A 21,784-nucleotide genomic window follows, 5' to 3' on the forward strand; every position below is an offset into this window, starting at 1 on the left:
CATAAAAACATTAAGCCCGGAAAACCCACCACAAAAACATGGCAAGCAATCCCAACCAAAAAAATACTCAAAAACAAAAAACAGGCATAAAAACAAAAAACAAACACACTATCGAGTTCACAAACAACACCCCCACATTTGCAATTCACCCGAGGATGAATCTCAAAGGGGCTTTCGCGCTTTGCAACGTTTCCGTCGCCCTCAGCGCAACGAGTTATAGATTAGGTCGTTTAGAGGCTCGTCGTCAAATCAAAACACTATGACGACGAGCACACCTTTAAAAACGGCTCATCGGACAGCAACTACAGCCAGATTCCTGCGGCCCTTACGGATCAAAACAAGCCCGCCAGCCAACAGATCATCCGCACTCAACACTGCCTCTTCATCCTCTACCTTGATCTTATTGACGTATGCTCCGCCACCCGCAAGGGTACGACGCGCAGCACTACGCCCTTTCTCAAGGCCGGTCTCTACAAGAGCGTCAACAAGAGTCGCCCCCAACGGAAGTTCCGCACGCGGAAGGTCACTGGTCGCCGCAGCCAGAGTCGCCTCGTCAATCGACGAAAGATCACCGGTCCCCCACAACGCCTCGGTCGCAGCCTGAACTCGCTCGAGTTCGTCTTGACCGTGGACCAATGCAGTGACGCTGGCAGCCAATGCCTTCTGTGCAGCACGCTGGTGCGGACGCTCTGCGACCTCAACCTCAAGGGCCTCAATCTCTTCGCGCGAGAGGAAAGTAAAGATCTTCAGAAAACGAACCACATCATCATCAGCAACCTGCAACCAGAACTGATAGAAGGCGTAGGGGCTCATCATTTCCGGGTCGAGCCAGATCGCACCGCCCTCGGACTTGCCAAACTTTGTTCCGTCAGCCTTAGTAATAATGGGCGTCGTCATCACATGGGTATCGGCGCCTTCGATCTTATGAATCAGGTCGACGCCTCCAACCATATTGCCCCACTGGTCATTCCCGCCGGTCTCAAGGGTGCAGCCATAGCGACGGAAAAGTTCAAGGTAGTCATTTGCCTGAAGGATCTGGTACGAGAATTCCGTGTAGGAGATACCCTCGTCGGAGGCTATACGGCGCGCAACAATATCCTTGTTGAGCATGGTGCCAACACGGAAGTACTTACCGATTCCACGCAAGAGATCGATAGCGCTCATCTCTTGCGTCCAATCGAGGTTATTCACCATTCGCGCTGCTGCGGGACCCTCGAAGTCAAGAAAACGGGAAATTTGCGCGTGCAAGCGATCCGCCCATCCCTGAACAACTTCAGTGGGCTGGAGTTGACGCTCACCACTTTGGCGCGGATCGCCAATCTGGCCCGTTGCACCACCCACGAGCGCGAGAGGACGGTGTCCTGCAAGTTGCAGGTGACGCATAACGATCAGCTGAACAAGGTGACCATGGTGAAGAGAAGGAGCTGTCGGATCATAACCGCAATAGAAAGTGACCGGGCCCTGCGCAAAGTGAGCACGAAGTGCATCAAGATCAGTGTGCTGAGCAATCAGACCACGCCATTGGAGGTCATCAATAATATCGGTCACGGAAATACCTTCTTCTTGTTGGAATACGTGCGCAATACAGTGTACGGGAAAAGACTCGCCTTAAAAGACGCGTCTTAATTGTGTTTCACGAGGCCGCGGGTTGGCCTGCATCGCCAGCGGCAGCTAGCCGAGATGAGGCCTCGTCTCCACGTCGAGGCGGGTGAAAATCGATTGATTCTGCTCGAACCTTCAGCCAGGTAGCAAAAGCAACGAAAAGAACCCAGTTGCCCTCAGTGAGCAAACGAGACTCGGTGAATGACTGGACGAACATCGCCAGCATAAGAACAGCGGCGAGGACGGGAATCAGATCACTCTCAAGATCGCGAAGGGCAACACGGAAGATGCGAATCATGACCCACAACACCGCAAAGGCCAAGAGCATTAGCCCAACAATGCCAGTCTGGAATAGCGCTTCGATATAGGCGTTATGCGCCTGCATGGTTGGAGTACCGTCCGGACGGACAACAAGGTTCTTGAACAGAGGCAACCAGGGGGGCCACATCACAACCCATCCCCAACCAAGAAGGGGATGCTCGGTCCACAATTGCAAAAGCTTCGCCCAAATAACACCGCGCCCGGTCATATCAGAACTACGACCCAATATCTCGGTTACCTGGTCCTTCATCACAACAGCAACCAGCAGGAAACTGGCCGCAGCGGTCAAAGCCACACGAACAGCGAAACGTCGCTCATAGAAACCGAGATGACGGATGATCAAAAGAAAGACGAGTGCACTGAGGGAAACCAGCATGGCAACGAACACTGTTGCCGAACCGGTGAGAATAAGAATGCCAACGCAGGCACACACCCACAGTAAATTGCGAACATGCTGATTTCGATCCTGGATCCAGAAAACAAGCACGCACAGAAGCAGTAAGAGCGCAATAAACGCTAAAGGATTGCGGTTTCCCACGAAACCTTGAATCGGCCCTCCCCTAAACAGGGAGTCATTGATCCAGTAATAGAGCTCTGGGACTTCTTTCCAATGGCGCATATACATGGGAGGAATTCGATGGCCAACGAAGAGCGCGACCCACAACTCAAGAAGATACGACAAAACAACAACGATCTTCATCGCATCCATAAATACTTTCAGCATCTGTCGAAGCGGAAAAGCAATTGCCACAAGTATCCCTGCGGAGCTCGTGGCAAGAGTAATCAGAGCTGAGGCGAAAGTTTCAAGACGGTACTGGCTCCAAATCACCGACAGACAGCAGAGCACGATGAAGGAAGAAACAGACAGCGAAATCCTTCGTAAGGTCACACGTCGTCCGGCAGCAAAAAACACGACCCAGCATGCGACCAAAACCAAAACGGTGATGATGCCAAATCCGAGCCAACCGAATGTGTTGCGAACTCCTTGGCCCGCAAAGGCCAAGAAGAAAATCGCGACCCCCGCAATGGGCAGCAGCGACTCGGCTCGAGAGCTAACTGTTGTATTCACGCGTGTCCTCAAGACAGAAAGAAATTCTAGTAGGGAGAATAGCGGCAAGAAGCCGTGCCCGCTAGCGACAGGCTAGCGGGCACGGCTGTGTTTGATGAAAACCTAAGAATCGATCGTCTGTCCTTAGAGTGCGCTCGGTTGAGTTCCTCCCCCAGCCAAGGATGTCAGGTAGTCCTGAGCGTTAAGGGCGCCTTGAGCACTGGTGCAGATAATCAAGACTGTGTCGTCACCCGCGATCGTTCCCACAACGTCGTCAATACGTGCAACGTCAAGAGCAGAACCAAGAAGGTTCGCTGCTCCAACAAGAGTGCGCAAAACCAATTGATTTCCCACGCATGTTGAGGTGACGAGGAGAGTTTGAAGCCACCGCTGAAGGCGTTCAACACTGGCTTCAGCCTCATGGGACTGCGAACCATCAGCATTGGGAACCGAGTAAATCAGCGCCCCACTTCGATCGCGCATCTTTGTTGCGCGCATTTCCATGAGATCGCGAGAAAGGGTGGCTTGAGTGACTTCAATTCCTTGGCTTCCCAATGCACTGCGAAGCTGCTCTTGCGAACTAATGGTATGGGAGACCAAAAGATTTCGAATCGCCGCGTGGCGGCCAGCCTTCGTCTGAGGTGTCGCTTCAGATGACATCAAAACCCCTTAACTACGTCCGTGAATCGACATTGACTCCACTCCCGTTGCACCAGTGTAAGCGAGAAACGGGCCGTGTGCGAAAATCTTCGCGCACACGGCCCGTTTTCTAAGCGATGCAGAAGTTAGTGATACCTCACTCCTGCTTCAGTTGCTCTGCAATGGAGTCTGCCCACTGGTCAATCGCATTCCAATCACGGAAATCGCCTTCAACAGCGCCTGCAAGTCGAACAATCGCACGCTCACGCAGCGACAAGATCGAAGGATCGTACCGTCCGGCAAAGGAACGCAGTTCCTTTGCATCGACACGGGTCAGCACAGGACCGATCCTGCTGGGATCTTGCGGAACATGCTTGGGAACACCATTCATACCGACGGAGAAAGCCCACACGGGTAGCTTATGAAGCTGCTGAGCAAAACGTTCCATAAAGTCGTGAGCTTCAGGCAGCCACTGGGTCATGTACACAGCAGATCCGCAGATCACTGCATCAAAGCCATCAAGTGAGTCAACCTCTTCGGGGGACTTGCGGACAACCTCAAAACCATCGCTGGTCAGACGGCGTGCAATCGCATCCGCAACTTCAATGGTTGCACCGTGATGTGAAGCCGCTGTTACTAAAACCTTCATTAACTACTCCTTCGCGCCAATAACCACATTAATCCTAACAAGAGGAAACTTGATCATCCGCGCAGCGTTGCTCCAAGAACCTTTCCTGTCTTGCTAACGATGTCAGCACGAACTTTTTGCACCTCATCCGGAGTCAAGGTGTGATCGCTGGCGCGAAGGCGCACAGAGAAGGCAAGAGAACGGCAACCCTCAGGAACCTGGTCGCCCTCGTAAATATCAAAGAGGACCAGATCTTCGATCAATGCACCCGCAGCCTGGCGAATAACCTGCTCAACACGTGCTACAGGAACATTCGTCGGAACAACCAATGCAAGGTCTTCCTTCGCTGCAGGATATGTCGAGACAGGCTTTACCTGCATGGGTTCATCGCTCATCACAGAGATCAATGCATCGACGTCAAGCTCGAGGGCGCAGGCTCGTGCAGGCAATCCAAAAGCCTTACACGCCTTCGGCGAGAGCTCACCAGCAAGGGCGAGTTCGACGCAATCTTTACCCTGACGGGCGAAAATACGAGCAACCCGCCCCGGGTGCCAAGGAGCGACCTCAGCGGGATCCGTTGCAGCCTCGGGAACTCGAGGCCCCTTAAGCGTTGAGGGTTCAGCAAGCCAAGCACGCGTGACCTCGACGCGCACTCCCAATTGATCGCAGATTGAGCGCGCAACCTCGACTGCATCTGCCCAATCGAAATTACGTTGCGAATCAAGAATTCCCGCGGGTCGGGCATTACCAGCCAGTACCGCGCCAACATGCCACGGCTGCGAAGGAGTCCCTGCTTCAAGTGCTGCAAGTTGCGCGTCACTGGGACGGTGCTCTGCAGAAATCAACCCGGTGGGGACCACACCCTCGGGATGAACAACCTTTGCGATTTCGAAAATCGCAACCGAAGGGATACCGCGAGCCCAGTTGCGTGCGGCGGTATCCAGCAAGGTATCCAGAACCGAAGTACGAAGCAGTGGCGCATCATCGGCAAGCGGATTACGCAGCTTGACAGCACGACGGCGAGGGTCATTCGCACTCAGGCCCTGCTTATCGAAAGAGTCGGAAACGAAGGGATAACTTTCCACCTCGGTAAGCCCAGCGTGGGCCAGTCCCTGGGCCACCAAACGACGTGCGCGCTGGGCAGTAGTCAAACCAGTACCTGCAGGGGCTGTCGGCAAAACCGAGGGGATACGGTCATAGCCATCTAAACGCGCAATCTCTTCCACGAAGTGTGCAGAACCCGTGAGATCAGGCCGCCATGAAGGAGGAGTCACGCGAACGCGCTGCCCATCAATATCCTCAAGGACACATCCGACCTGCTCAAGCAACTCACAAACACGCTCGGGAGCGTAGGAAACGCCAGTCAGACGCTCAGCATCGCTCAACGCAAACTCATAGCTCGTCGGCTCTGGCAAGGTGTTGAGATCAAAAACTGCAGGGTCGGCCTGACCGCCACCGTATTGAACAAGCAGGTCAACAGCGCGCTGCGCTGCAACCGCAGGAAGGAGCGGGTCAGTTCCACGTTCAAAACGCTTCGCTGCCTCAGAGTGCAGCTTGTGACGGCGCGAAGAACGAGCAACCGAAACCGCATCGAAGTGCGCAGCCTCGAGGAGAATATCAGTCGTCGAATCCTCGACCTCGGAATAAGCACCACCCATCACGCCGGCGATGCCCAAGAGCCGCGAGCCTTCTTCACCACTAGGCGAATCAGAAATCACCAAATCTTCAGGATCCAAAGAACGAGTGACCTCGTCCAAAGTTGTCAATTCTTCACCTGCGCGAGCACGGCGAACCACAATCGGTGCAGCAAGTGCGGATAGATCATAGGCGTGCATAGGCTGCCCCAGATCCAGCATGACGTAGTTCGTAATATCGACCGCCAGAGACAAGGACCGCATCCCTGCCATCTCCAAACGCTCAACCATCCAACGAGGAGTAGGAGCCTTGGGGTTAACACCGCGAACAATGCGAGTCACAAAACGGTCAGCACCCACGCGCCCATGGATGGGAGCACTGTCAGCAACCACAACGGGGAAACCGGCCTCGTTCGCCTCGGGAACCGAAGACACAAGAGTGCCAACCATTCCAGGATCGCGGAAGGCCGCGCCCGTCGAATGTGAGAACTCACGAGCGACGCCTCGCATAGAGAAGCAGTAGCCACGGTCCGGAGTGACGTTAATTTCCAAAACCTCTTCGCCCAAGCCAAGGAAGGAAATCACGCTGTGGCCAACAGCGGGCAGCTCTGCATCGGGGAAGTCCTTCTGCAAGATGATGATGCCGTCATGGTCTTCACCCAAGCCGAGTTCGCGCGCCGAGCACATCATGCCATCAGAAACATGGCCATAGGTCTTACGGGCAGCAATTTCAAAGGGACCGGGAAGAACCGCACCCGGAAGTGAGACAACGACATAGTCGCCGACCTCGAAATTGTGCGCGCCGCAAATAATGCCTCGTGATGGGAGATCACTAGGTTCTTTACCCGTGTCGGGAGCGTCATTGTGCTCTCCAACATCAACACGGCAGTAATTCACGAGCTTGCCATTGGATGCTTCAAACTCGTCGCGCGTCAGAACACGCCCAACGACAAGCGGACCGCTGACACGAGCCGGGTGAATAGTCTCTTCCTCAAGCCCGACGCGAACCAGGGCAGCTGCGAGCTCCTCGGTGGTCATTGCCGGATCTGCGTCGACATAGTCACGCAGCCAGCTCATTGGAACCATTGGCATGTCAGTTGCCCCTTCCCAGTCCATTAACACCGAATTGCTCAGAGAAACGCACATCGCCCTCGACGATGTCATGCATGTCTGCAATGCCGTCTCGCAGCATCAGGGTTCGTTCGACACCAACACCGAAGGCAATACCTGTGTAAACCTCAGGATCGATACCCGTTGCTCGAAGAACATTCGGGTTGACCATTCCACAACCGCCCCATTCAATCCAGCCGGCTCCGCCCTTCTTCTGGGGGAACCACAAATCCATCTCCGCGCTGGGTTCGGTGAAGGGGAAGAATGACGGACGCAAACGCGTCTTTGCATCGGGGCCGAACATGTGACGAGCGAAGTGATCGAGCACGCCCTTAAGATGCGCCATTGTCAGACCGCGATCGATCGCTAGTCCTTCAACTTGGTGGAAGACAGGGGTGTGTGTCGCATCCAGCGCATCGGAGCGAAAAACCTTGCCGGGGCAAGCCATGTACAGAGGAACGCCTCGAGAAAGAATCGAACGCGATTGCACGGGCGATGTGTGTGTTCGCATCACCAAGTGGCCATCTTCTTCATTTTCACCACCGACGCTGCGACCATCAATGTAGAGCGTGTCCTGCATTTGGCGCGCGGGGTGATCGATATCGAAATTCAAAGAATCGAAGTTGAACCACTCGTGTTCAATTTCCGGTCCCTCTGCAATCTGCCATCCCATTCCGATGAAGAAATCCGAAATCTCTTCCATGATCGTTTCCAGGGGATGACGTGCACCTTGACGCTCGCGCGCGGTAGGAATGGTGACGTCTACAGCTTCGCTCACCAAGACCTGCGCGTCATGGCGTTCCTGAAGGAGCTCCTGACGCTCCTCCAATGCCTGGGTAATGCGCGAGCGGGCACCTCCCAAAAGACGACCAGCAACGCCTCGATCTTTCGGATCCAATTGCCCGATTCCACGGTTTGCCTGGACAAGAGCAGCTGAGTCTCCCATAAATTCCAGGCGAACTGCCTTCAATTCATCGAGGGTTTCGGTATGAGCAATAGCCGAAGTCGCTTGAGTAACGAGCTCTTCAATTGCCTGCTCATCCAAGGGATTGAGGCCACCAGCGGTGCCGGTCATGTCCTACTCTCCTATGATTGGTGTCAGCATTTTTCCTCGTGAAAATACGAGGGTTTTCTTCATTGTAGGTCAACAGCTTCTTCTGGCTGGAACGAAGCCGTAGTGCGGACTAGGCTCATAGGGCGACGAAAGGAAAAGAATGACGGGTTACCTCGCTGACGATTCAGTGCCTCGCACGGATGCTTCATCCTCCCCTTCTCAGGCTTCCCAAGGCCCTCTAGATAAGAAACGGATCCGTATCCAGCACCTTCAGGCAGCAAAAGAGCAGGGCGTCAAGATTTCGATGTTAACGGCCTACGACGCACTCACTGCCTCGATTTTTGATCAGGCCGGGATCGATATGATCTTGGTGGGAGATTCACTGGGCAACGTTGTTCTGGGATATTCCTCGACGCTACCGGTCACTATTGAGGACATGGAACGTGCTACTTCCTCCGTTGCACGGGCAAGTAAACGTGCTTTCATCGTCGCGGACCTCCCCTTTGGCAGTTACGAGGCCTCCCCCGCCCACGCCCTTACAAACGCAGTCTGCCTGATGAAGGCAGGTGCACACGCTGTCAAGCTCGAGGGCGGTGCGCAGCGCGCCGAGACCGTCAAGCTCTTGACCGAGGCAGGTATTCCGGTCGTGGCACACCTGGGCTACACCCCTCAATCTGAAAACGCTTTGGGTGGGCCTCGCGTTCAAGGACGCGGCGAAGGTGCACAGATCCTTGCTCGCGATACCCATGCATTAGCTGACGCAGGCGCTTTCGCAGTCGTCTTTGAAATGGTCCCTGAACCGATCGCCACTCAACTGAGTCAGGAACTTTCGATCATTACGATTGGAATCGGCGCGGGTCCACACACCGACGGGCAGGTTTTGGTCTGGTCGGATATGGCCGGTATGACCTCGTGGTCGCCTTCCTTTGCACGCCGTTTCGCGCAGATCGGTCAAGAACTTCACTCCGCGACACAAAGCTATATCTCCTGTGTTCGCGACGGATCATTCCCCTCAACCGAGAATTACCGAACAAACTAAGGACTACACCGCAATGTCGCACTCAACTGGTGCCGAGCGCGCCCCGCTTGGCAATCTCAAACCTGGGAAAATTTCTCCGCGTCGTCCTGTCCCGGCACACATTGATCGTCCGGAATACATGTACCACTCGGGTCCAGAAGTAATCACTGCCTCCGATATCAAGACACCGGAAACCATTGAGAAAATCCGCAAAGCCGGCCAAATCGCAGCACAGGCTCTCCAAGCAGTGGGGGAAGCAATTCGTCCTGGGGTAACCACTGACGAATTGGATCGTATCGGCCACGATTTCATTATTTCGCGCGATGCCTACCCCTCATGCTTGGGGTACATGGGATTTCCGAAGTCCCTGTGCACCTCAATCAACGAAGTAATCTGCCACGGTATCCCCGATGATCGTCCCCTTGAAGATGGCGACATTATCAATGTCGACATCACCGCTTATTACGACGGCGTGCATGGAGATACATGCGCGATGTTCGAAGTCGGGACCGTTGATGAAGAGTCCCATCTTCTGATCGAGCGTACACGTGAAGCGATGATGCGCGGCATCAAGGCTGTTCGCCCTGGTCGAGAGATCAATGTAATCGGCAGAGTTATTGAATCCTACGCACATCGTTTCAACTACGGTGTTGTTCGTGACTACACCGGACACGGTGTCGGCGAGGCCTTTCACTCAGGTTTGATTGTCCCCCACTACGACACTGCCCCCGCACACAGCGAAATCATGGAAGAAGGCATGGTTTTCACCATTGAGCCCATGCTGAATCTGGGCGGAGTTGAATGGGAACAATGGGATGATCAGTGGACAGTCGTGACAAAAGATCGCGGCCGCTCTGCACAGTTCGAACACACAATCGTTGTCACAGAAAACGGCGCTGAAATTTTGACGCTTCCATAATTCTGGCGTGAATTTTAACGATCCGATAAAGACGGTTATCCTTAGAGAAAAGGCCTTCGAAGGAGAACAACATGACACTTGCATGTGGAATTGATATTGGCGGTTCAGGTGTCAAGGGTGCCCTTGTTGATCTTGAAACAGGGACCTACTCCTGCGAAAGCGTAGTGATCGAAACCCCGGCCCCGGCGACTCCAGATTCAGTTGCACAGGTCTGCGGTGAGCTTCTGCACCAGCTCGGCGTCACCGATGATATTCCCGTCGGGATCACCTTCCCCGCACCAATTATTCATGGACGAGTTCCCTTTATGGCGAATCTTGATCCATCGTGGGCAGGAATCGATGTTGTCGAGCTCATGGATCGCCACTTGGGGCGAACCATCGTTGCTCTGAATGATGCCGATGCCGCCGGATTAGGCGAAGCGATCTACGGCGCCGCTAAAGATGTTCCCGGAGTTGTCATTGTCACCACTCTTGGAACAGGAATCGGATCGGCCATCATCAATGATGGTGTCTTAATTCCAAATTCGGAACTTGGTCACCTTGAGATTGACGGCCACGATGCCGAAACTCAAGCTTCTGCAGGTCAGAAGACCGCGCAGAAACTGGATTGGGTCACATGGGCGGGGCGCCTCCAACGCTACTACTCGCACGTTGAGATGCTCTTCTCCCCCGACCTTTTCGTTATCGGTGGCGGAGTGAGTGCTAATCACGAGAAGTTCCTCCCCCTGCTGAACCTCCGTACCCCCGTTGTCCCCGCAAAGCTACGTAATACCGCCGGTATTGTTGGTGCGGCTTACGAGGCCGCGCGCGCAGCTCATAAGTAAACGGGCACTCATCGACTGGCAAATAAACTAAAAGGTGTGGCCGCTCGGGTTAACGAGCGGCCACACTTGCATGACAGCCAACCTGTACGCCGGGTTCTGTTCTACGTATTCGTAGTGGCGACCATCTATCTAGGACCACCGTTGCCGATGGTCTCAAGCAACCTACCCGCAGACAACGAAGGGGCACCTCTTAACGTCTGCTGCTCGGTCTTGCTCCGGATGGGGTTTACCTAGCCGATACGGTCACCCGTATCGCTGGTGAGCTCTTGCCTCACCGTTTCACCCTTACTGCTCTATGCAGCGGTTTGTTTTCTGTGGCACTAGCCCGCGAGTCACCTCGGGTGGCTGTTAGCCACCATCCTGCCCTGTGGAGCCCGGACGTTCCTCGAGACAAAAGCCGCGCGGCCGCCCAGTCGACTGGCATGCACAGGGAATTTTAGCGCGTTTCCCACTAGTGTGGAGGCGTGGAAATTTGGCTGCCCCCATCTGAAGGAAAGAACCCGCCTGGAGAAGGTCCATCTCTTAGCCTCTCAGCACTCTCTTTCCCGTCTTTGACAGACACGCGTAAAAAGATCATCGACGCCTGTGCACAAATCACTGATGAAGAACAGGCGTATCAGATCTTCAATGCCAGTCTTCGTCACTCAGCAGAAATTGAGGCCAACCAAGCGCTGATGTCTCAAAGCTGCGCACCGGCCTCGGCAGTTTTTAACGGCGTACTATTCGACGCCCTTACCGCCCAAGAACCAGGCGCATGGACAGGGGAAGGAAGCCAACACATCACGATCTTCTCAGGACTATTTGGTGCGCTGAGGCCAACTGACCTCATTCCTTTACACCGCCTTGCGATGGGAACAAAGCTCCCCGCGCTTGGAAACGTCACCTCCTTGTGGAAGTCAGTCCTGGGCAGCGCACTCGCAGAAGATTATTCTGAAAAGCTCGTTCTTGATTGCCGCTCAAGTGACTACAAGCAGGCCTGTCTGGCGCCGTGGGCACACCTGTGGGAAGTTCGCGTTGAACGCCTGCGGAACGGAAAACGTTCCGTTGTCTCTCACAACGCGAAAAAATGGCGCGGAATGCTCAGCGGAGCACTAGCTTTGCGATGCGGCGGAATTGAAAATGCTAGCGATTTGGAAGATGCCTTAGCCGAAGTGACACCAAAGCTACGATCTCGCGATGCACGCGGCGCCACAAGTCATGTGAAAGAAATCGAAGTCTCCCCCGCAAAAGCTACCTCCCAGGGAGGAAGTACGCGCACCCTCACGCTGGTGACAGTCGAGGACTGAGAGATCTAGCTCCAGTAAAAGATCTAGGCTCGGGTTCTCACGACGATCTGACCGGTTTCCTCGGCAAAGTAGAGTTCATCGGCGGGAGTTAGGCGAATACGCTCAAGTTCCATAGGAGAGAGCTCGGCGAAGCCCATTGGGTTCCCATCACGGACTTCGATCACCGCGAGCGCCCCATTCTTTGAACGCGCGCTCTCATATTCGTCAAGAAGTTCGGGATCAATTTGGCCAGCACGTTCACGACGCTGAGCAATCACGCCGCGAAGCTCATCATCTAGCTGAGCGACCTCTTCGAGGAAGCGAGCCTTAGTTGCTTCGATATCCGCCTCAATAGCCTGAGCTTCCGCATTCATCTGCTCACGGGCGGCGCGTGCTGATTCCGTGCGCTCTTCAGCAGCGAGCTGCTCTTCTTCTAGACGGGAAATACGCGAATCCATCTGAGCGATTTCGTGTTGCATCGAATTAATATCACGCAGGGGAACCTGGTTCTTTTCGATACGCTCATTCTGACGATCCCGACGAGCCTTGACACGTTGGATCTCATCCTCGATCCTGGCCACCTCACGTTCGCAGTCTGAAATGACGGCTCCTTGCGTTACCGCGGCGCGTTGCAGGTCAGCAAGACGTCCAGCAAGCTCTCGAACTGTCTCATGTGCGGGGTGAGCCTGGCGACGGTGGCGCAGTGCAGATTCTTTCTGGTCTAGCTTTTGTAGCTCAAGCAGGACAAGTTGCTGAGGATGAGGCGCTTTCACAGGTAACTTCCCTCCGTATCCAGATGTAGGCTCCAAGGTTCTGTGACAATGGTAGAGACTTTCACCTCGCAGGTGATAGCCAAGCGGCGTGCTTCTTCCCTCAGTTTCTGTGCAAGGACAGGAAGCCACAGGCTTTCTGTTGCCCAATGGCTGGCACAAATCAGACCGCAGCCACCATCTTCAAGGAATTCACTGGCGGGATGATGACGTAGATCAGCGGTAATAAATACGTCAGCATCACTGGCACGTACAGCATCAAACATCGAGTCTCCAGCACCGGGACTAACCGCCACACGTCGAACGAGACTGTCAAGTTCTCCTCCAACAAAGAGGCCCGTTGGTCCTTTTGGCATCACCCGTGCAACCGTATAGGCGAAGTCGCGCAAAGGTGTTGGCTTGATGGAGCCAATCCTTCCCAAACCGATCGCTTGGCCATCAGCATTCACGCCTTCGGGTGAAAGTACTTCGATATCGCTCAGCTCCAGTGCCTGCGCACAGGCCTGCGCAACGCCATCTTGTGCGACGTCACCATTGGTATGAGCATTAAAAAGCGCAATCTCATGGCGATTCAGTGCGGAGATGATCCGCCCCTTCGCACTTTCTTCATTGAGGAAGGATGCCCCTCTGAGCAGCAAGGGGTGGTGAGTGATAATCATATTTGCACCGCACTGCAGCGCTTCTTGGACCACTGCCTGGGTGGGGTCTAGCGCAAGAAGAATTCGATCAACCTGAGCCTGTGGCGCTCCGGTAATTAATCCGACCTTGTCCCATCCATGGGCGCTTTCAGGCGGATACCACTGATTCATCAGCGAACGAACGTCACCAACATTCCACTTCGTCATAGCTTTAGTGTAGCCGGGTGACTGACAGGTCACATCGATAGGACGAATGTCCCACTCACTAACCAAGACACAGGAATTACCCGCAACTAAAATTGAGGGGTGCGGATTTTAAACCTCATCCCTAGCGGACTCACTGATTACTCGGCCGTGAACGACTTCCAGCATGCTCTTCACGACCAAGTGGCCTCAGGACAGGCCGAAGACACTCTGATCGTCGCCGAGTTCGCACCCGCGTGGACTGCTGGACGCCACACGAAACCCGAAGATATCCCGGACTCAACTGTGCCCATCATCCACGTCGACAGGGCAGGATCCGCCACCTGGCATGGCCCCGGACAAGTTGTTATCTACCCGATTGTTCGCTTGAGAGAACCAGTGGACCTCTACGCTTGGATCCGAAGTGTAGAAAATGGCGTTCTTCAAACCCTACGAAAAGAGTGGGGACTTCCCGTCGAACGAATCGAAGGAAGAGCCGGGGTCTGGCTGCGCGGATCCCAAGGCAGAGATCGAAAGATCTGCGCGATCGGCCTCAAAGTTGCACGCGGCGCAACCATGCACGGAATCGCACTGAACGTGGCGATTGATCCTGCACATGCCTTTAGTGGAATCATTCCTTGCGGCTTAACTGATGCCGACGTCGCTTCACTCTCATGGGAGGGAATCTACTCAGATGTGCCTCATGCTGCCCATCTGCTTGTCCCCCACCTGATTCAGTCCATTACTCCTCAATTAGCCACGCGCCCAGAGCCAATTCACTGGGAAGAAGCCCCCGCTGGCGCATTCGCACCGACGGCCTCGTCGGAATTACAGTCGGAAGGACCCACGCAATGAGCACCCTGCCTGATCCCGAAGGACGCAAGCTGCTGCGCGTTGAAGTTCGCAACGCACAGACCCCGATCGAGCACAAGCCTGAATGGATTCGCACAACCGCTCGCGCAGGTGAGAACTACCAAGACATGCGTTCTCTTGCACGCGGCGCAGGGCTGCATACGGTGTGCGCAGAGGCCGGCTGCCCCAATATTTACGAATGCTGGGAAGACCGCGAGGCAACCTTCCTGCTCGGCGGAGCGATCTGCACCCGCCGCTGCGATTTTTGCGATATCGCCACCGGCCGCCCCACAGAATACGACCGTGATGAGCCACGACGTATCGCCGAATCGGTCGCGCAGATGGGACTTCGCTATGCAACCATCACCGGTGTCACCCGAGACGACCTTCCCGATGGCGCAGCATGGCTCTACGCAGAAACAACGCGCCAAATCCGCGCCAAGAGCCCAGGTACTGGTATTGAGTTGCTCGTCGACGACTTCCGCGGCTCGAACGAGGCCATCGACATGGTCATTGAAGCTGCACCCCAAGTTTTTGCCCACAACCTTGAAACTGTCCCGCGCATCTTTAAGAAAATTCGCCCGGCTTTCCGTTACGAGCGTTCCCTCGCGATGATCCAGCGCGCCCACGATGGTGGAATGGTCACCAAATCGAATCTGATTCTTGGTATGGGTGAGACCCGAGAAGAAATCATCGAGGCCATGTGTGACCTTCACGAATCCGGCTGTGATCTTCTCACGCTCACGCAGTATTTGCGCCCCTCACCCCTGCATCACCCGATCGACCGTTGGGTGCACCCGGAAGAATTCATCGAGCTTTCTGCTGAAGCTGAGGCAATGGGCTTTGCCGGAGTCATGGCAGGCCCCCTCGTTCGTTCCTCATACCGTGCTGGCTTGTTGTGGGCAAAGGGAATGCGCGCCCGAGGCTTCGAGATCCCCGCACATCTGGCACACATTGAAAACTCGGGATCAACCCTGCAGGAAGCTGGATCGGTACTCGACCGTTTGAAGAAGCGACAGGAGCTCCATCGTTCAATGGCTGCCGCACAGTCTGCACAATGACAGGGCAAGAAACGAGCGGCGTAAGAACACCGAATCTCTCCCCCGCTCATGCACTACTTGCTGCCGCGCGTCAACGTCCGGATCGCCCAAGTCTGATCGATGCTTCTAGCGGACGCACTCTGTCGGTAGAAGAAAGCGCGAGGCTAACCCGCGGACTCGCGTGGTATTTCCATTCCTTAGGGATTGGGGCCGAAGACCGCATCGTTGTGTGCGCGCCAAATAGCATCTGGCACTTTATTGTTCACGCAGCGGCATCGTGGATTCACGCGGTCACTGTTCCCGTCTCGCCTTTGCTTCCTTACTCACAACGGCAAGAAATTTACGAGCTCGCATCCCCCGCACTGATCATCAGTGCCGATGGGCATTCCGTTAACGGTGTTTCGACACTGCCTATCTCCCTCATTGAAGAACGCGCATCACAGGCCATCAATCAAAGCCCCGCCGAGTGGGAGCCTTTGACATGCTACGAGCAGACTGCGGCTTTAGTTTTCACATCCGGTACCTCAGGGAAAATGCGCGCCGCTCAGCTCAGCCATGCAAACCTTTGGTGGGCATCTCAGTGCTTTAGGGATGGTTTTGAGTACTCCCCTGGCTCTGCAATCTGCGGAGTCGTCGCACCGCTTTCACATATCGGGGGTTTCAACGGAACCTCGATGGATATCTTCACTCACGGTGGGACCGTAGTTGTTTTTCCCTCCTTCCAGCCGCTCTCAGTGGTACAAGGTATTGAGAAGTGGCGGATTTCGATCATGTTTGTCGTACCCGCTATGTGCCACATGCTGCTGAACGCAGCTTATGAAAATAACGTGGATTTAAGCTCATGGACACACCCTTTGGTAGGTGGCGATGCAATGGGCGAATCACTGTATTCGAAGATGCGGGAGGCTGGGCTTTGCCCTATCCATGTTTGGGGAATGACAGAGCTCGGCGGAGCCGGCACTTTCCTTAGCCCCGAGGCCTGGCAGCGTCATCCCGGAGCCATCGGCTATCCCTTCCCGTACATTGAGTTGCGCCTGGTTGATCCGCAAGGAAACCCCATTGACGAGGCCGGGCACAGCGGATCCATTGAAGTGCGCGGTCCCGGGGTGGCCCCATGCTACTGGGGTGACGAACCACGCTACACAGATGAGTGGTTTTCAACCTTAGATGTTGGGGTTTTCGATTCGGACATGTGCCTTCACATTCTTGGTCGCACATCACGGGTTATTAACACCGGCGGCGAGATTGTCTCCCCCATTCGCGTCGAAGAAGCTCTTCGCACTCTCGAATCAGTTGCTGATTGCTGCGTACTCGGACTGAAAGATGAAATCTGGGGACAGATCGTTGCAGCAGCCTTAATCCCCGCTTCTGATCAGCGCCCGTCATTGCGCGAATTACGTGAAGAGCTCAACGAGGCCTTGGCGCCTTGGCAGCATCCTCGCAGTATTGTTTGGGTCGATGCGCTCCCCCAAACAACAACTGGGAAAGTCGATATTTCCAAGGTATCGCGGTTATTTGAATAAAAGCTACGTGTAGAGAAAATGTGGGGTGCAGACGGATGTCTGCACCCCACAGCGCATTAAGCCATCAGTGGCAAATACTCAGCCCTTGACGCCGCCTGCCTCAACGCCCTTGAAGAAGTACTTCTGTGCAAAGGCAAAGAGAATGATCAGAGGGATCAAAGCAATCATCGTTCCAGCCGCAACGACGCGCTGGTCTGTACCGAATGATGATTGAAGATACTGCATACCAACCGTCAAGGTGTACTTCTCGGGCTCGTTCAAAACAACCAGTGGCCAGAGGAAGTCATCCCACGCACCAATGAAGGACATGAGCGCAACAACCGATGCCATACCTTTGACATTTGGCCACACGATGTGGCGTAGACGCTGGTATGTGGTTGCACCGTCAATTGCGGCTGCATCCAGAATCGAATTTGGGATGGCACGTGCTGCGGTGTACATCAACAGCACATTCATCGCCGAAATTGCACCGGGAAGGAAGACGCCAACGAGGCTGTTTGCAGCGCCCAAAGACTTGATGGTTAGGTACTGAGAAGTCAGCGTCACTTCGCCAGGAAGCAGCAGGGTTGACAGCATAATTGCCATAAACAGTCCCTTGCCCCTGAACTTCATTTGAGCGAAGGCATAACCGGCAAAGGTCGAAAAGACAACATTTGTCACCACTGTTCCAATACCGACAAGGAGCGAGTGCCAGGCGTAGCTGATGACAGGGACAGTTCGTAAAACTTCTGAGTAATTATCCAGTGTTGGGTTACTCGGGATCAGGCTGGGTGGGAACGCATAGATATCATCCCCAGGCCCTTTGAGGGAGGTTGAGAGTTCCCAAAGGAAGGGGCCAACTGTGATAACGAAACAGAAAAGTAACAGCAGATAACGACCGATGAAACCGGGAAGCGTTGGCTTGTCAAAACCTGCTTCTCCACGTCGCCTCCACGGAAGCTCACGTCTGGGGGTTTCACTCCGAGTATTCACGGTTGCGGTACTCATTCTCTGATCCCTTCCGTGTTTGAAGCGCCTACTTCGGCAAGTTCTTCGCGCTCAAGGTCAGCATCCGTCTCCTTCAGAGAGGACTGTTCCTTAAGCCTTAATTCATGAGCCTTCTGTGCCGCCTTGGACTTTTTCCGCAGGCGAAGAGCAGCACGGATTTCAGGTCCCTGATTAATCCACGCAACCAGCAAGAGCGGACCAATAGTCAGGAAGAAGAGAGCTACCGACAGTGCGGAAGCATAGCCAAGATTTCCGCGGAGCCCCTTTCCGGTTGCTTGAATCAACATCACAATTGACTGAGCTTGACCGCCTGGACCACCAGATCCATTGGTCAGCACGTAAATCTCAGAGAAGATTCGCATTGCCGAGACCGTAATGAGCGCAGAGATCAGCAACATCGCTGGCTTGACGGCAGGAACGGTCACGGTCCAGAAACGACGCCATGCGCCCGCACCATCCAGTGCGGCGGCCTCGTGTAGTTCCTTATTTACGCCGGCAAGAGCCGCAAGATACACGACCATGTAGTAGCCGAGGCCCTTCCACACTGTCAGCGACGTTGACGACAGAAGAATGAGCCAGCGATCAACAAGGAAGTTAATCGAGTGGTCCGTCATTCCGACAAATTGAAGCGATTGGTTAATAAGGCCCTTCGAGTCGAACAGCCAAGACCAGATGATACCGACCACCACAACCGAGGCGATGACCGGGAAGTAATAGCTCGTCCGGAAAATAGAAATTCCGGGGACCTTCTTCTCCACAAGTAGCGCAAGAAGAAGGGGCAAGAAAGTCAGTAGGGGGACACAGACCAGAACGTAAACCAGTGAGGTTGTCAGAGCGTAGCCAAAGCGCTCATCACTGAAGAGAGTGGCAAAGTTCGTCAGTCCAATAAACTTGGCAGGCTTGAGCGGGCGCGCATCAGTAAATGCAAGAACGACGGTGTTCAAGAAGGGCCAGATGGAAAATACCAAGACCCAAATGACTGCCGGCGCAAGCAGAAGATAGGGGGTTAGCCTCGAATGGGATTTCATGTGTTGTTCCTCCTTATCCCAAAGGAAGTCGGTACACAGTGCCGCCACTTTTACCAACAGTGGCGGGGGTGGTGGTGGTGTTGGGAGGAGCTAGCTCCCAACACCACCAAGTGATCAGAAAATCACTTTGCCAGGTTGTCGTTGCAGTACTTGACTGCCTTATCAAGGGCATCCTTCGAGGAGATTTCGCCCTTCACGGCAAGAGCAAGCTGCTGCTTGACGTAGGTACCCATCTCGTCGGTGAACTGGAGCGGAGACTGTTCAACAGTGTTGGGCAGTTCCTTTGCCGCCAACTCAGTGGCCTTCTTCTGCAGGTCAAGAGAGACAACAGAGGTGAAAGCCTCGGGCTTCTCGTTACCGGCCTTGGTTCCGGGGAAGAAGCCCTGAGCGATCTTGACGAACTCAACCTGGTTCTTCGTGTTGGTCACGTACTGCGCAAACTTGACGGCAGCGGCCTGGTTCTTAGAGTTCTTTGCAACAGAGATACCCTGGATGAACACCGGTGCGTGGCCGATACGCGGGGTAACCTCGGTCTGGTCGATCAGAGAAGGAGCATCTGCCTTAAGCGCGGATGCGAAGCCAGCTGAACCGGTGGTCCAGGTGCTCTTGCCCTGCTTGTAGAGTGCTGCATTGCCCTGGTAGTCGGCGTTCAGCGCCTCGGCGGGCATTGCGCCATCCTTATACGCCTTCTGGAACTGGTCGATGATCTTGGCAGCTTCATCGGTGTTGAAGACGAACTTTCCGTCCTTGTAGATATCAATACCAGCAGCAGAGAAGGTACCAATGTCGGGAACGGAGGAGATCATCTTGACCTCGCCGTTGCTGGCCTTAGCAACATCGGAAGCCATCGAGAAGAGTTCGTCGAGGGTGGTCGGAAGCTTAGAGGTATCGACACCGACTTCCTTCATCTTGCCGACGTTGTACCAGTTCAGATCGGTGCCCAGGTACCAGGGGTATCCGTAGTGGCCCTCGATGTTCGGGAACTGGTAGGCCTTCGCAGCACTATCGACGTACTCGGAAACCTTCGCACCTTCAACCTTGTCGAGGTCAACAAGGAGTCCGGTGTCCGCAAGCTTGTATGCAAAGCCCGGGGGCAGGTTCAGGACATCGGGGAGCTCACCGGAGTTAGCTTGCTGGAGGATCTTATCCTCGTAGCCGTCACCGGGCTGATCAATCCACTTGACCTTGATGTCGGGGTTCTCAGCCTCGAAGTCCTTCACCAACTGCTCGAAGTAGGGGGTGAAACGGTCGTTCTTCAGTGACCAAGTTTGGAAGGAAATTTCAGTAGTGCCGCCTGCTGAGCTAGAAGCACTGGAGGTGGAGCTTGCGCCGGATCCGCCGGTGCAAGCGGCGAGGCTGAACGCCGCAGCAAGTGCGACACCTGTCACAATAGTGCGCGTCTTACGCATGGTCTTCTCCTTCGAAGGTTTTTTCGATGAACGCTGTGGAATTAGGAATCCCACGTTGAGAGGAAAATATTCTTTTCCTCGTCCTTGCTCTCACCCGAAGAGCGATAACAAGAACGATTCAATTCGATACGACGGACATCGCCCGCTAATGCGAGTTCCATCCAGCGATCGAAATATTCGTGCCGAGCGTCGGTGTCGACGCGCGTCCACTCCTGTGCAGTCAGGGGGAGGGACGAACGTTGCTCACCGTGAGCTCGCACATCCGCCCAACGCTGAGCAGCACGATGGAAGGCCTCTCCAATGGGTTTTGGATTGCCATCCTGTCCCAGCAGTCCCAAGGAATGCTCGAGTGCCGGGAAATCCGAGAGGTCACGGGAGACATCGTGGGAGCACCACCAGGTCACTCCTTCGAGGCCGGGCGATACTCCGCCGCCTCGCTGCCCCATGAGAATTTCTACGGTATCTGTGAGGAACTGCGGAGCCTCTTCTGGATCCACGTAGTTCTCAGGTGCACCGATTTCTTGAAGCCATACTCCACGCGAGGGGTCCTCGGCCCACGCAGCTGCGAGTTCGCACAGGTAACGGGCAAACCACACGAGCTGCGGGGCACGAGCACCAAGACGCGGACCAACCCGACCAAAAATCCATGAATGGACAGTGGTGAGATCCCCCAATGACGTGGCCATTTGGGGAGAAAAAGGCTGGTCGTTTTCAAACCATAGATCGTCATCATGACTGTGGGTGTGAACACCTTCGGGCCACTCTTCACGGGCAGTACCGAGCATTTGCTCCAACCAGCGTCCTGCCTCTTCCCCACTTACTTTGTGAGGGAAAGGATGACGCGATGCGGCGAATTGGAAGAACTCATTGCCAATCGACAAGCCACTAGCGGCGGGAATGCCACGCAGAGCCTTAGCCATCTCGCTGACCAGATTACGTTGTGCTTGAACGACATCAGGGTCAGTAAAGAGATTACGTCGATGCCAAGAGGTGACCCACGAAGGCAAGAAGTCAAAAGATGAGAGGTGTCCTTGAAGGACATCCACAGTCACCTGAAGACCACACTCCCCCGCAATTTCAACCACGGTTGCAACATCCTCAATTGCCTTTGGGCGAATGAGAGTGCGATTGGGTTGAAGTAGCGGCCACAGCGGGAAAATCCTCACGTGGTCAGCACCGATAGCGCGGATCGCGTGGAAATCATCCCGCACGGCCTCGGAGTCAAAATCCAACCACGAATGGAACCATCCCTGCCGGGGAGTGTAGTTCACACCGAACTTCATGACGACTCA

At 54.6% G+C, this 21,784-nt stretch carries 20 protein-coding genes and 1 other RNA gene; 8 read left to right on the forward strand and 13 right to left on the reverse strand.

Annotated elements, in window-relative coordinates:
• Positions 1-220, forward strand: a 220-nt coding sequence (locus tag HGAS_RS08910; RefSeq protein ID WP_233993735.1) for a hypothetical protein, incomplete at its 5' end; no start/stop codon positions are given.
• 68 nt (positions 221-288) lie between these two features.
• Here HGAS_RS08910 and tyrS read toward each other — a convergent pair.
• From tyrS to pheS, 6 genes are all read right to left on the reverse strand, one after another.
• Positions 289-1,548 carry a tyrosine--tRNA ligase gene (tyrS, locus tag HGAS_RS06575; protein WP_019127035.1) on the reverse strand — a complete coding sequence of 420 codons (1,260 nt, stop codon included), beginning with the start codon at positions 1,546-1,548 and terminating at the stop codon, positions 289-291.
• A gap of 85 nt (positions 1,549-1,633) precedes the next feature.
• Positions 1,634-2,992: an O-antigen ligase family protein gene (locus HGAS_RS06580; protein WP_019127036.1), complete on the reverse strand. Its 1,359-nt coding sequence runs from the start codon at positions 2,990-2,992 to the stop codon at positions 1,634-1,636.
• Positions 2,993-3,115: 123 nt separating this feature from the next.
• Positions 3,116-3,631 carry an arginine repressor gene (gene argR / locus HGAS_RS06585; RefSeq protein WP_019127037.1) on the reverse strand — a complete coding sequence of 172 codons (516 nt, stop codon included), beginning with the start codon at positions 3,629-3,631 and terminating at the stop codon, positions 3,116-3,118.
• A gap of 136 nt (positions 3,632-3,767) precedes the next feature.
• A complete protein-coding gene (locus HGAS_RS06590) occupies positions 3,768-4,259 on the reverse strand; it encodes a flavodoxin domain-containing protein (protein ID WP_019127038.1) in 492 nt (163 codons plus the stop codon).
• Between the two features lie 53 nt (positions 4,260-4,312).
• Positions 4,313-6,964, reverse strand: a complete 2,652-nt coding sequence (gene pheT / locus HGAS_RS06595) for a phenylalanine--tRNA ligase subunit beta (protein WP_019127039.1) — start codon at positions 6,962-6,964, stop codon at positions 4,313-4,315.
• 1 nt (position 6,965) lies between these two features.
• On the reverse strand, positions 6,966-8,057 hold the full coding sequence (gene pheS / locus HGAS_RS06600; RefSeq protein WP_019127040.1) for a phenylalanine--tRNA ligase subunit alpha: 1,092 nt from the start codon (positions 8,055-8,057) through the stop codon (positions 6,966-6,968).
• A 139-nt stretch (positions 8,058-8,196) separates the two neighbouring features.
• Here pheS and panB point away from each other — a divergent pair, with 139 nt between their 5' ends.
• From panB to ppgK, 3 genes are all read left to right on the forward strand, one after another.
• Positions 8,197-9,075, forward strand: coding sequence for a 3-methyl-2-oxobutanoate hydroxymethyltransferase (gene panB, locus HGAS_RS06610; RefSeq protein ID WP_019127042.1), 879 nt, complete (start codon positions 8,197-8,199; stop codon positions 9,073-9,075).
• 13 nt (positions 9,076-9,088) lie between these two features.
• On the forward strand, positions 9,089-9,973 hold the full coding sequence (map, locus tag HGAS_RS06615) for a type I methionyl aminopeptidase (RefSeq protein ID WP_019127043.1): 885 nt from the start codon (positions 9,089-9,091) through the stop codon (positions 9,971-9,973).
• A gap of 71 nt (positions 9,974-10,044) precedes the next feature.
• Entirely contained in the window at positions 10,045-10,797 is a 753-nt protein-coding gene (ppgK, locus tag HGAS_RS06620) for a polyphosphate--glucose phosphotransferase (RefSeq protein WP_019127044.1), read from the forward strand.
• A 69-nt stretch (positions 10,798-10,866) separates the two neighbouring features.
• Here the strand turns inward: ppgK and rnpB are convergent.
• Positions 10,867-11,218: RNase P RNA component class A (rnpB, locus tag HGAS_RS08650), an RNA gene on the reverse strand.
• Between the two features lie 43 nt (positions 11,219-11,261).
• On the opposite strand from rnpB, the gene HGAS_RS06625 reads away from it, so the two are divergent.
• A complete protein-coding gene (locus tag HGAS_RS06625; protein WP_019127045.1) occupies positions 11,262-12,083 on the forward strand; it encodes a YaaA family protein in 822 nt (273 codons plus the stop codon).
• Between the two features lie 23 nt (positions 12,084-12,106).
• Here HGAS_RS06625 and HGAS_RS06630 read toward each other — a convergent pair whose 3' ends face one another.
• Positions 12,107-12,835: a zinc ribbon domain-containing protein gene (locus HGAS_RS06630; protein ID WP_019127046.1), complete on the reverse strand. Its 729-nt coding sequence runs from the start codon at positions 12,833-12,835 to the stop codon at positions 12,107-12,109.
• Positions 12,832-13,677 (reverse strand): Nif3-like dinuclear metal center hexameric protein, encoded by an 846-nt coding sequence (locus tag HGAS_RS06635; RefSeq protein WP_019127047.1) that lies wholly within the window; start codon positions 13,675-13,677, stop codon positions 12,832-12,834. The genes HGAS_RS06630 and HGAS_RS06635 overlap by 4 nt, the downstream gene beginning before the upstream one ends.
• Before the next feature lie 99 nt (positions 13,678-13,776).
• Between HGAS_RS06635 and lipB the strand changes: the two genes are divergently transcribed.
• The 3 genes from lipB to HGAS_RS06650 are packed head-to-tail and all read left to right on the forward strand — an operon-like array spanning position 13,777 to position 17,068.
• Positions 13,777-14,508, forward strand: a complete 732-nt coding sequence (lipB, locus tag HGAS_RS06640) for a lipoyl(octanoyl) transferase LipB (RefSeq protein WP_019127048.1) — start codon at positions 13,777-13,779, stop codon at positions 14,506-14,508.
• Positions 14,505-15,566: a lipoyl synthase gene (lipA, locus tag HGAS_RS08530; RefSeq protein WP_019127049.1), complete on the forward strand. Its 1,062-nt coding sequence runs from the start codon at positions 14,505-14,507 to the stop codon at positions 15,564-15,566. The genes lipB and lipA overlap by 4 nt, the downstream gene beginning before the upstream one ends.
• Positions 15,563-17,068 carry a class I adenylate-forming enzyme family protein gene (locus tag HGAS_RS06650; RefSeq protein ID WP_026066699.1) on the forward strand — a complete coding sequence of 502 codons (1,506 nt, stop codon included), beginning with the start codon at positions 15,563-15,565 and terminating at the stop codon, positions 17,066-17,068. The genes lipA and HGAS_RS06650 overlap by 4 nt, the downstream gene beginning before the upstream one ends.
• Positions 17,069-17,146: 78 nt before the next feature.
• On the opposite strand, the gene HGAS_RS06655 is transcribed toward HGAS_RS06650, so the two are convergent.
• The 4 genes from HGAS_RS06655 to HGAS_RS06670 all read right to left on the reverse strand — a co-directional run bounded on the left by HGAS_RS06655 (position 17,147) and on the right by HGAS_RS06670 (position 21,775).
• A complete protein-coding gene (locus HGAS_RS06655) occupies positions 17,147-18,055 on the reverse strand; it encodes a carbohydrate ABC transporter permease (RefSeq protein ID WP_019127051.1) in 909 nt (302 codons plus the stop codon).
• Positions 18,052-19,083 (reverse strand): carbohydrate ABC transporter permease, encoded by a 1,032-nt coding sequence (locus HGAS_RS06660; protein ID WP_019127052.1) that lies wholly within the window; start codon positions 19,081-19,083, stop codon positions 18,052-18,054. Before HGAS_RS06660 ends, HGAS_RS06655 begins: the two co-directional genes overlap by 4 nt.
• Positions 19,084-19,205: 122 nt before the next feature.
• Positions 19,206-20,492, reverse strand: a complete 1,287-nt coding sequence (locus tag HGAS_RS06665; RefSeq protein ID WP_009748098.1) for an extracellular solute-binding protein — start codon at positions 20,490-20,492, stop codon at positions 19,206-19,208.
• A gap of 41 nt (positions 20,493-20,533) precedes the next feature.
• Positions 20,534-21,775, reverse strand: a complete 1,242-nt coding sequence (locus HGAS_RS06670) for a glycoside hydrolase 5 family protein (RefSeq protein WP_019127053.1) — start codon at positions 21,773-21,775, stop codon at positions 20,534-20,536.
• Positions 21,776-21,784 lie beyond the last annotated feature (9 nt).

Origin of the sequence: Actinomyces sp. ph3 (genome assembly GCF_000308055.1) — a bacterium.
Lineage (GTDB): Bacteria > Actinomycetota > Actinomycetes > Actinomycetales > Actinomycetaceae > Pauljensenia.

Excerpts from the sequence above, each read along its gene's own strand:
- argR (WP_019127037.1), bottom strand. The coding sequence starts at position 3,631 with ATGTCATCTGAAGCGACACCTCAGACGAAGGCTGGCCGCCACGCGGCG.
- HGAS_RS06590 (WP_019127038.1), bottom strand. The coding sequence starts at position 4,259 with ATGAAGGTTTTAGTAACAGCGGCTTCACATCACGGTGCAACCATTGAA.
- pheT (WP_019127039.1), bottom strand. The coding sequence starts at position 6,964 with ATGCCAATGGTTCCAATGAGCTGGCTGCGTGACTATGTCGACGCAGAT.
- pheS (WP_019127040.1), bottom strand. The coding sequence starts at position 8,057 with ATGACCGGCACCGCTGGTGGCCTCAATCCCTTGGATGAGCAGGCAATT.
- panB (WP_019127042.1), top strand. The coding sequence starts at position 8,197 with ATGACGGGTTACCTCGCTGACGATTCAGTGCCTCGCACGGATGCTTCA.
- map (WP_019127043.1), top strand. The coding sequence starts at position 9,089 with ATGTCGCACTCAACTGGTGCCGAGCGCGCCCCGCTTGGCAATCTCAAA.
- ppgK (WP_019127044.1), top strand. The coding sequence starts at position 10,045 with ATGACACTTGCATGTGGAATTGATATTGGCGGTTCAGGTGTCAAGGGT.
- HGAS_RS06635 (WP_019127047.1), bottom strand. The coding sequence starts at position 13,677 with ATGACGAAGTGGAATGTTGGTGACGTTCGTTCGCTGATGAATCAGTGG.
- lipA (WP_019127049.1), top strand. The coding sequence starts at position 14,505 with ATGAGCACCCTGCCTGATCCCGAAGGACGCAAGCTGCTGCGCGTTGAA.
- HGAS_RS06650 (WP_026066699.1), top strand. The coding sequence starts at position 15,563 with ATGACAGGGCAAGAAACGAGCGGCGTAAGAACACCGAATCTCTCCCCC.
- HGAS_RS06655 (WP_019127051.1), bottom strand. The coding sequence starts at position 18,055 with ATGAGTACCGCAACCGTGAATACTCGGAGTGAAACCCCCAGACGTGAG.
- HGAS_RS06660 (WP_019127052.1), bottom strand. The coding sequence starts at position 19,083 with ATGAAATCCCATTCGAGGCTAACCCCCTATCTTCTGCTTGCGCCGGCA.
- HGAS_RS06665 (WP_009748098.1), bottom strand. The coding sequence starts at position 20,492 with ATGCGTAAGACGCGCACTATTGTGACAGGTGTCGCACTTGCTGCGGCG.
- HGAS_RS06670 (WP_019127053.1), bottom strand. The coding sequence starts at position 21,775 with ATGAAGTTCGGTGTGAACTACACTCCCCGGCAGGGATGGTTCCATTCG.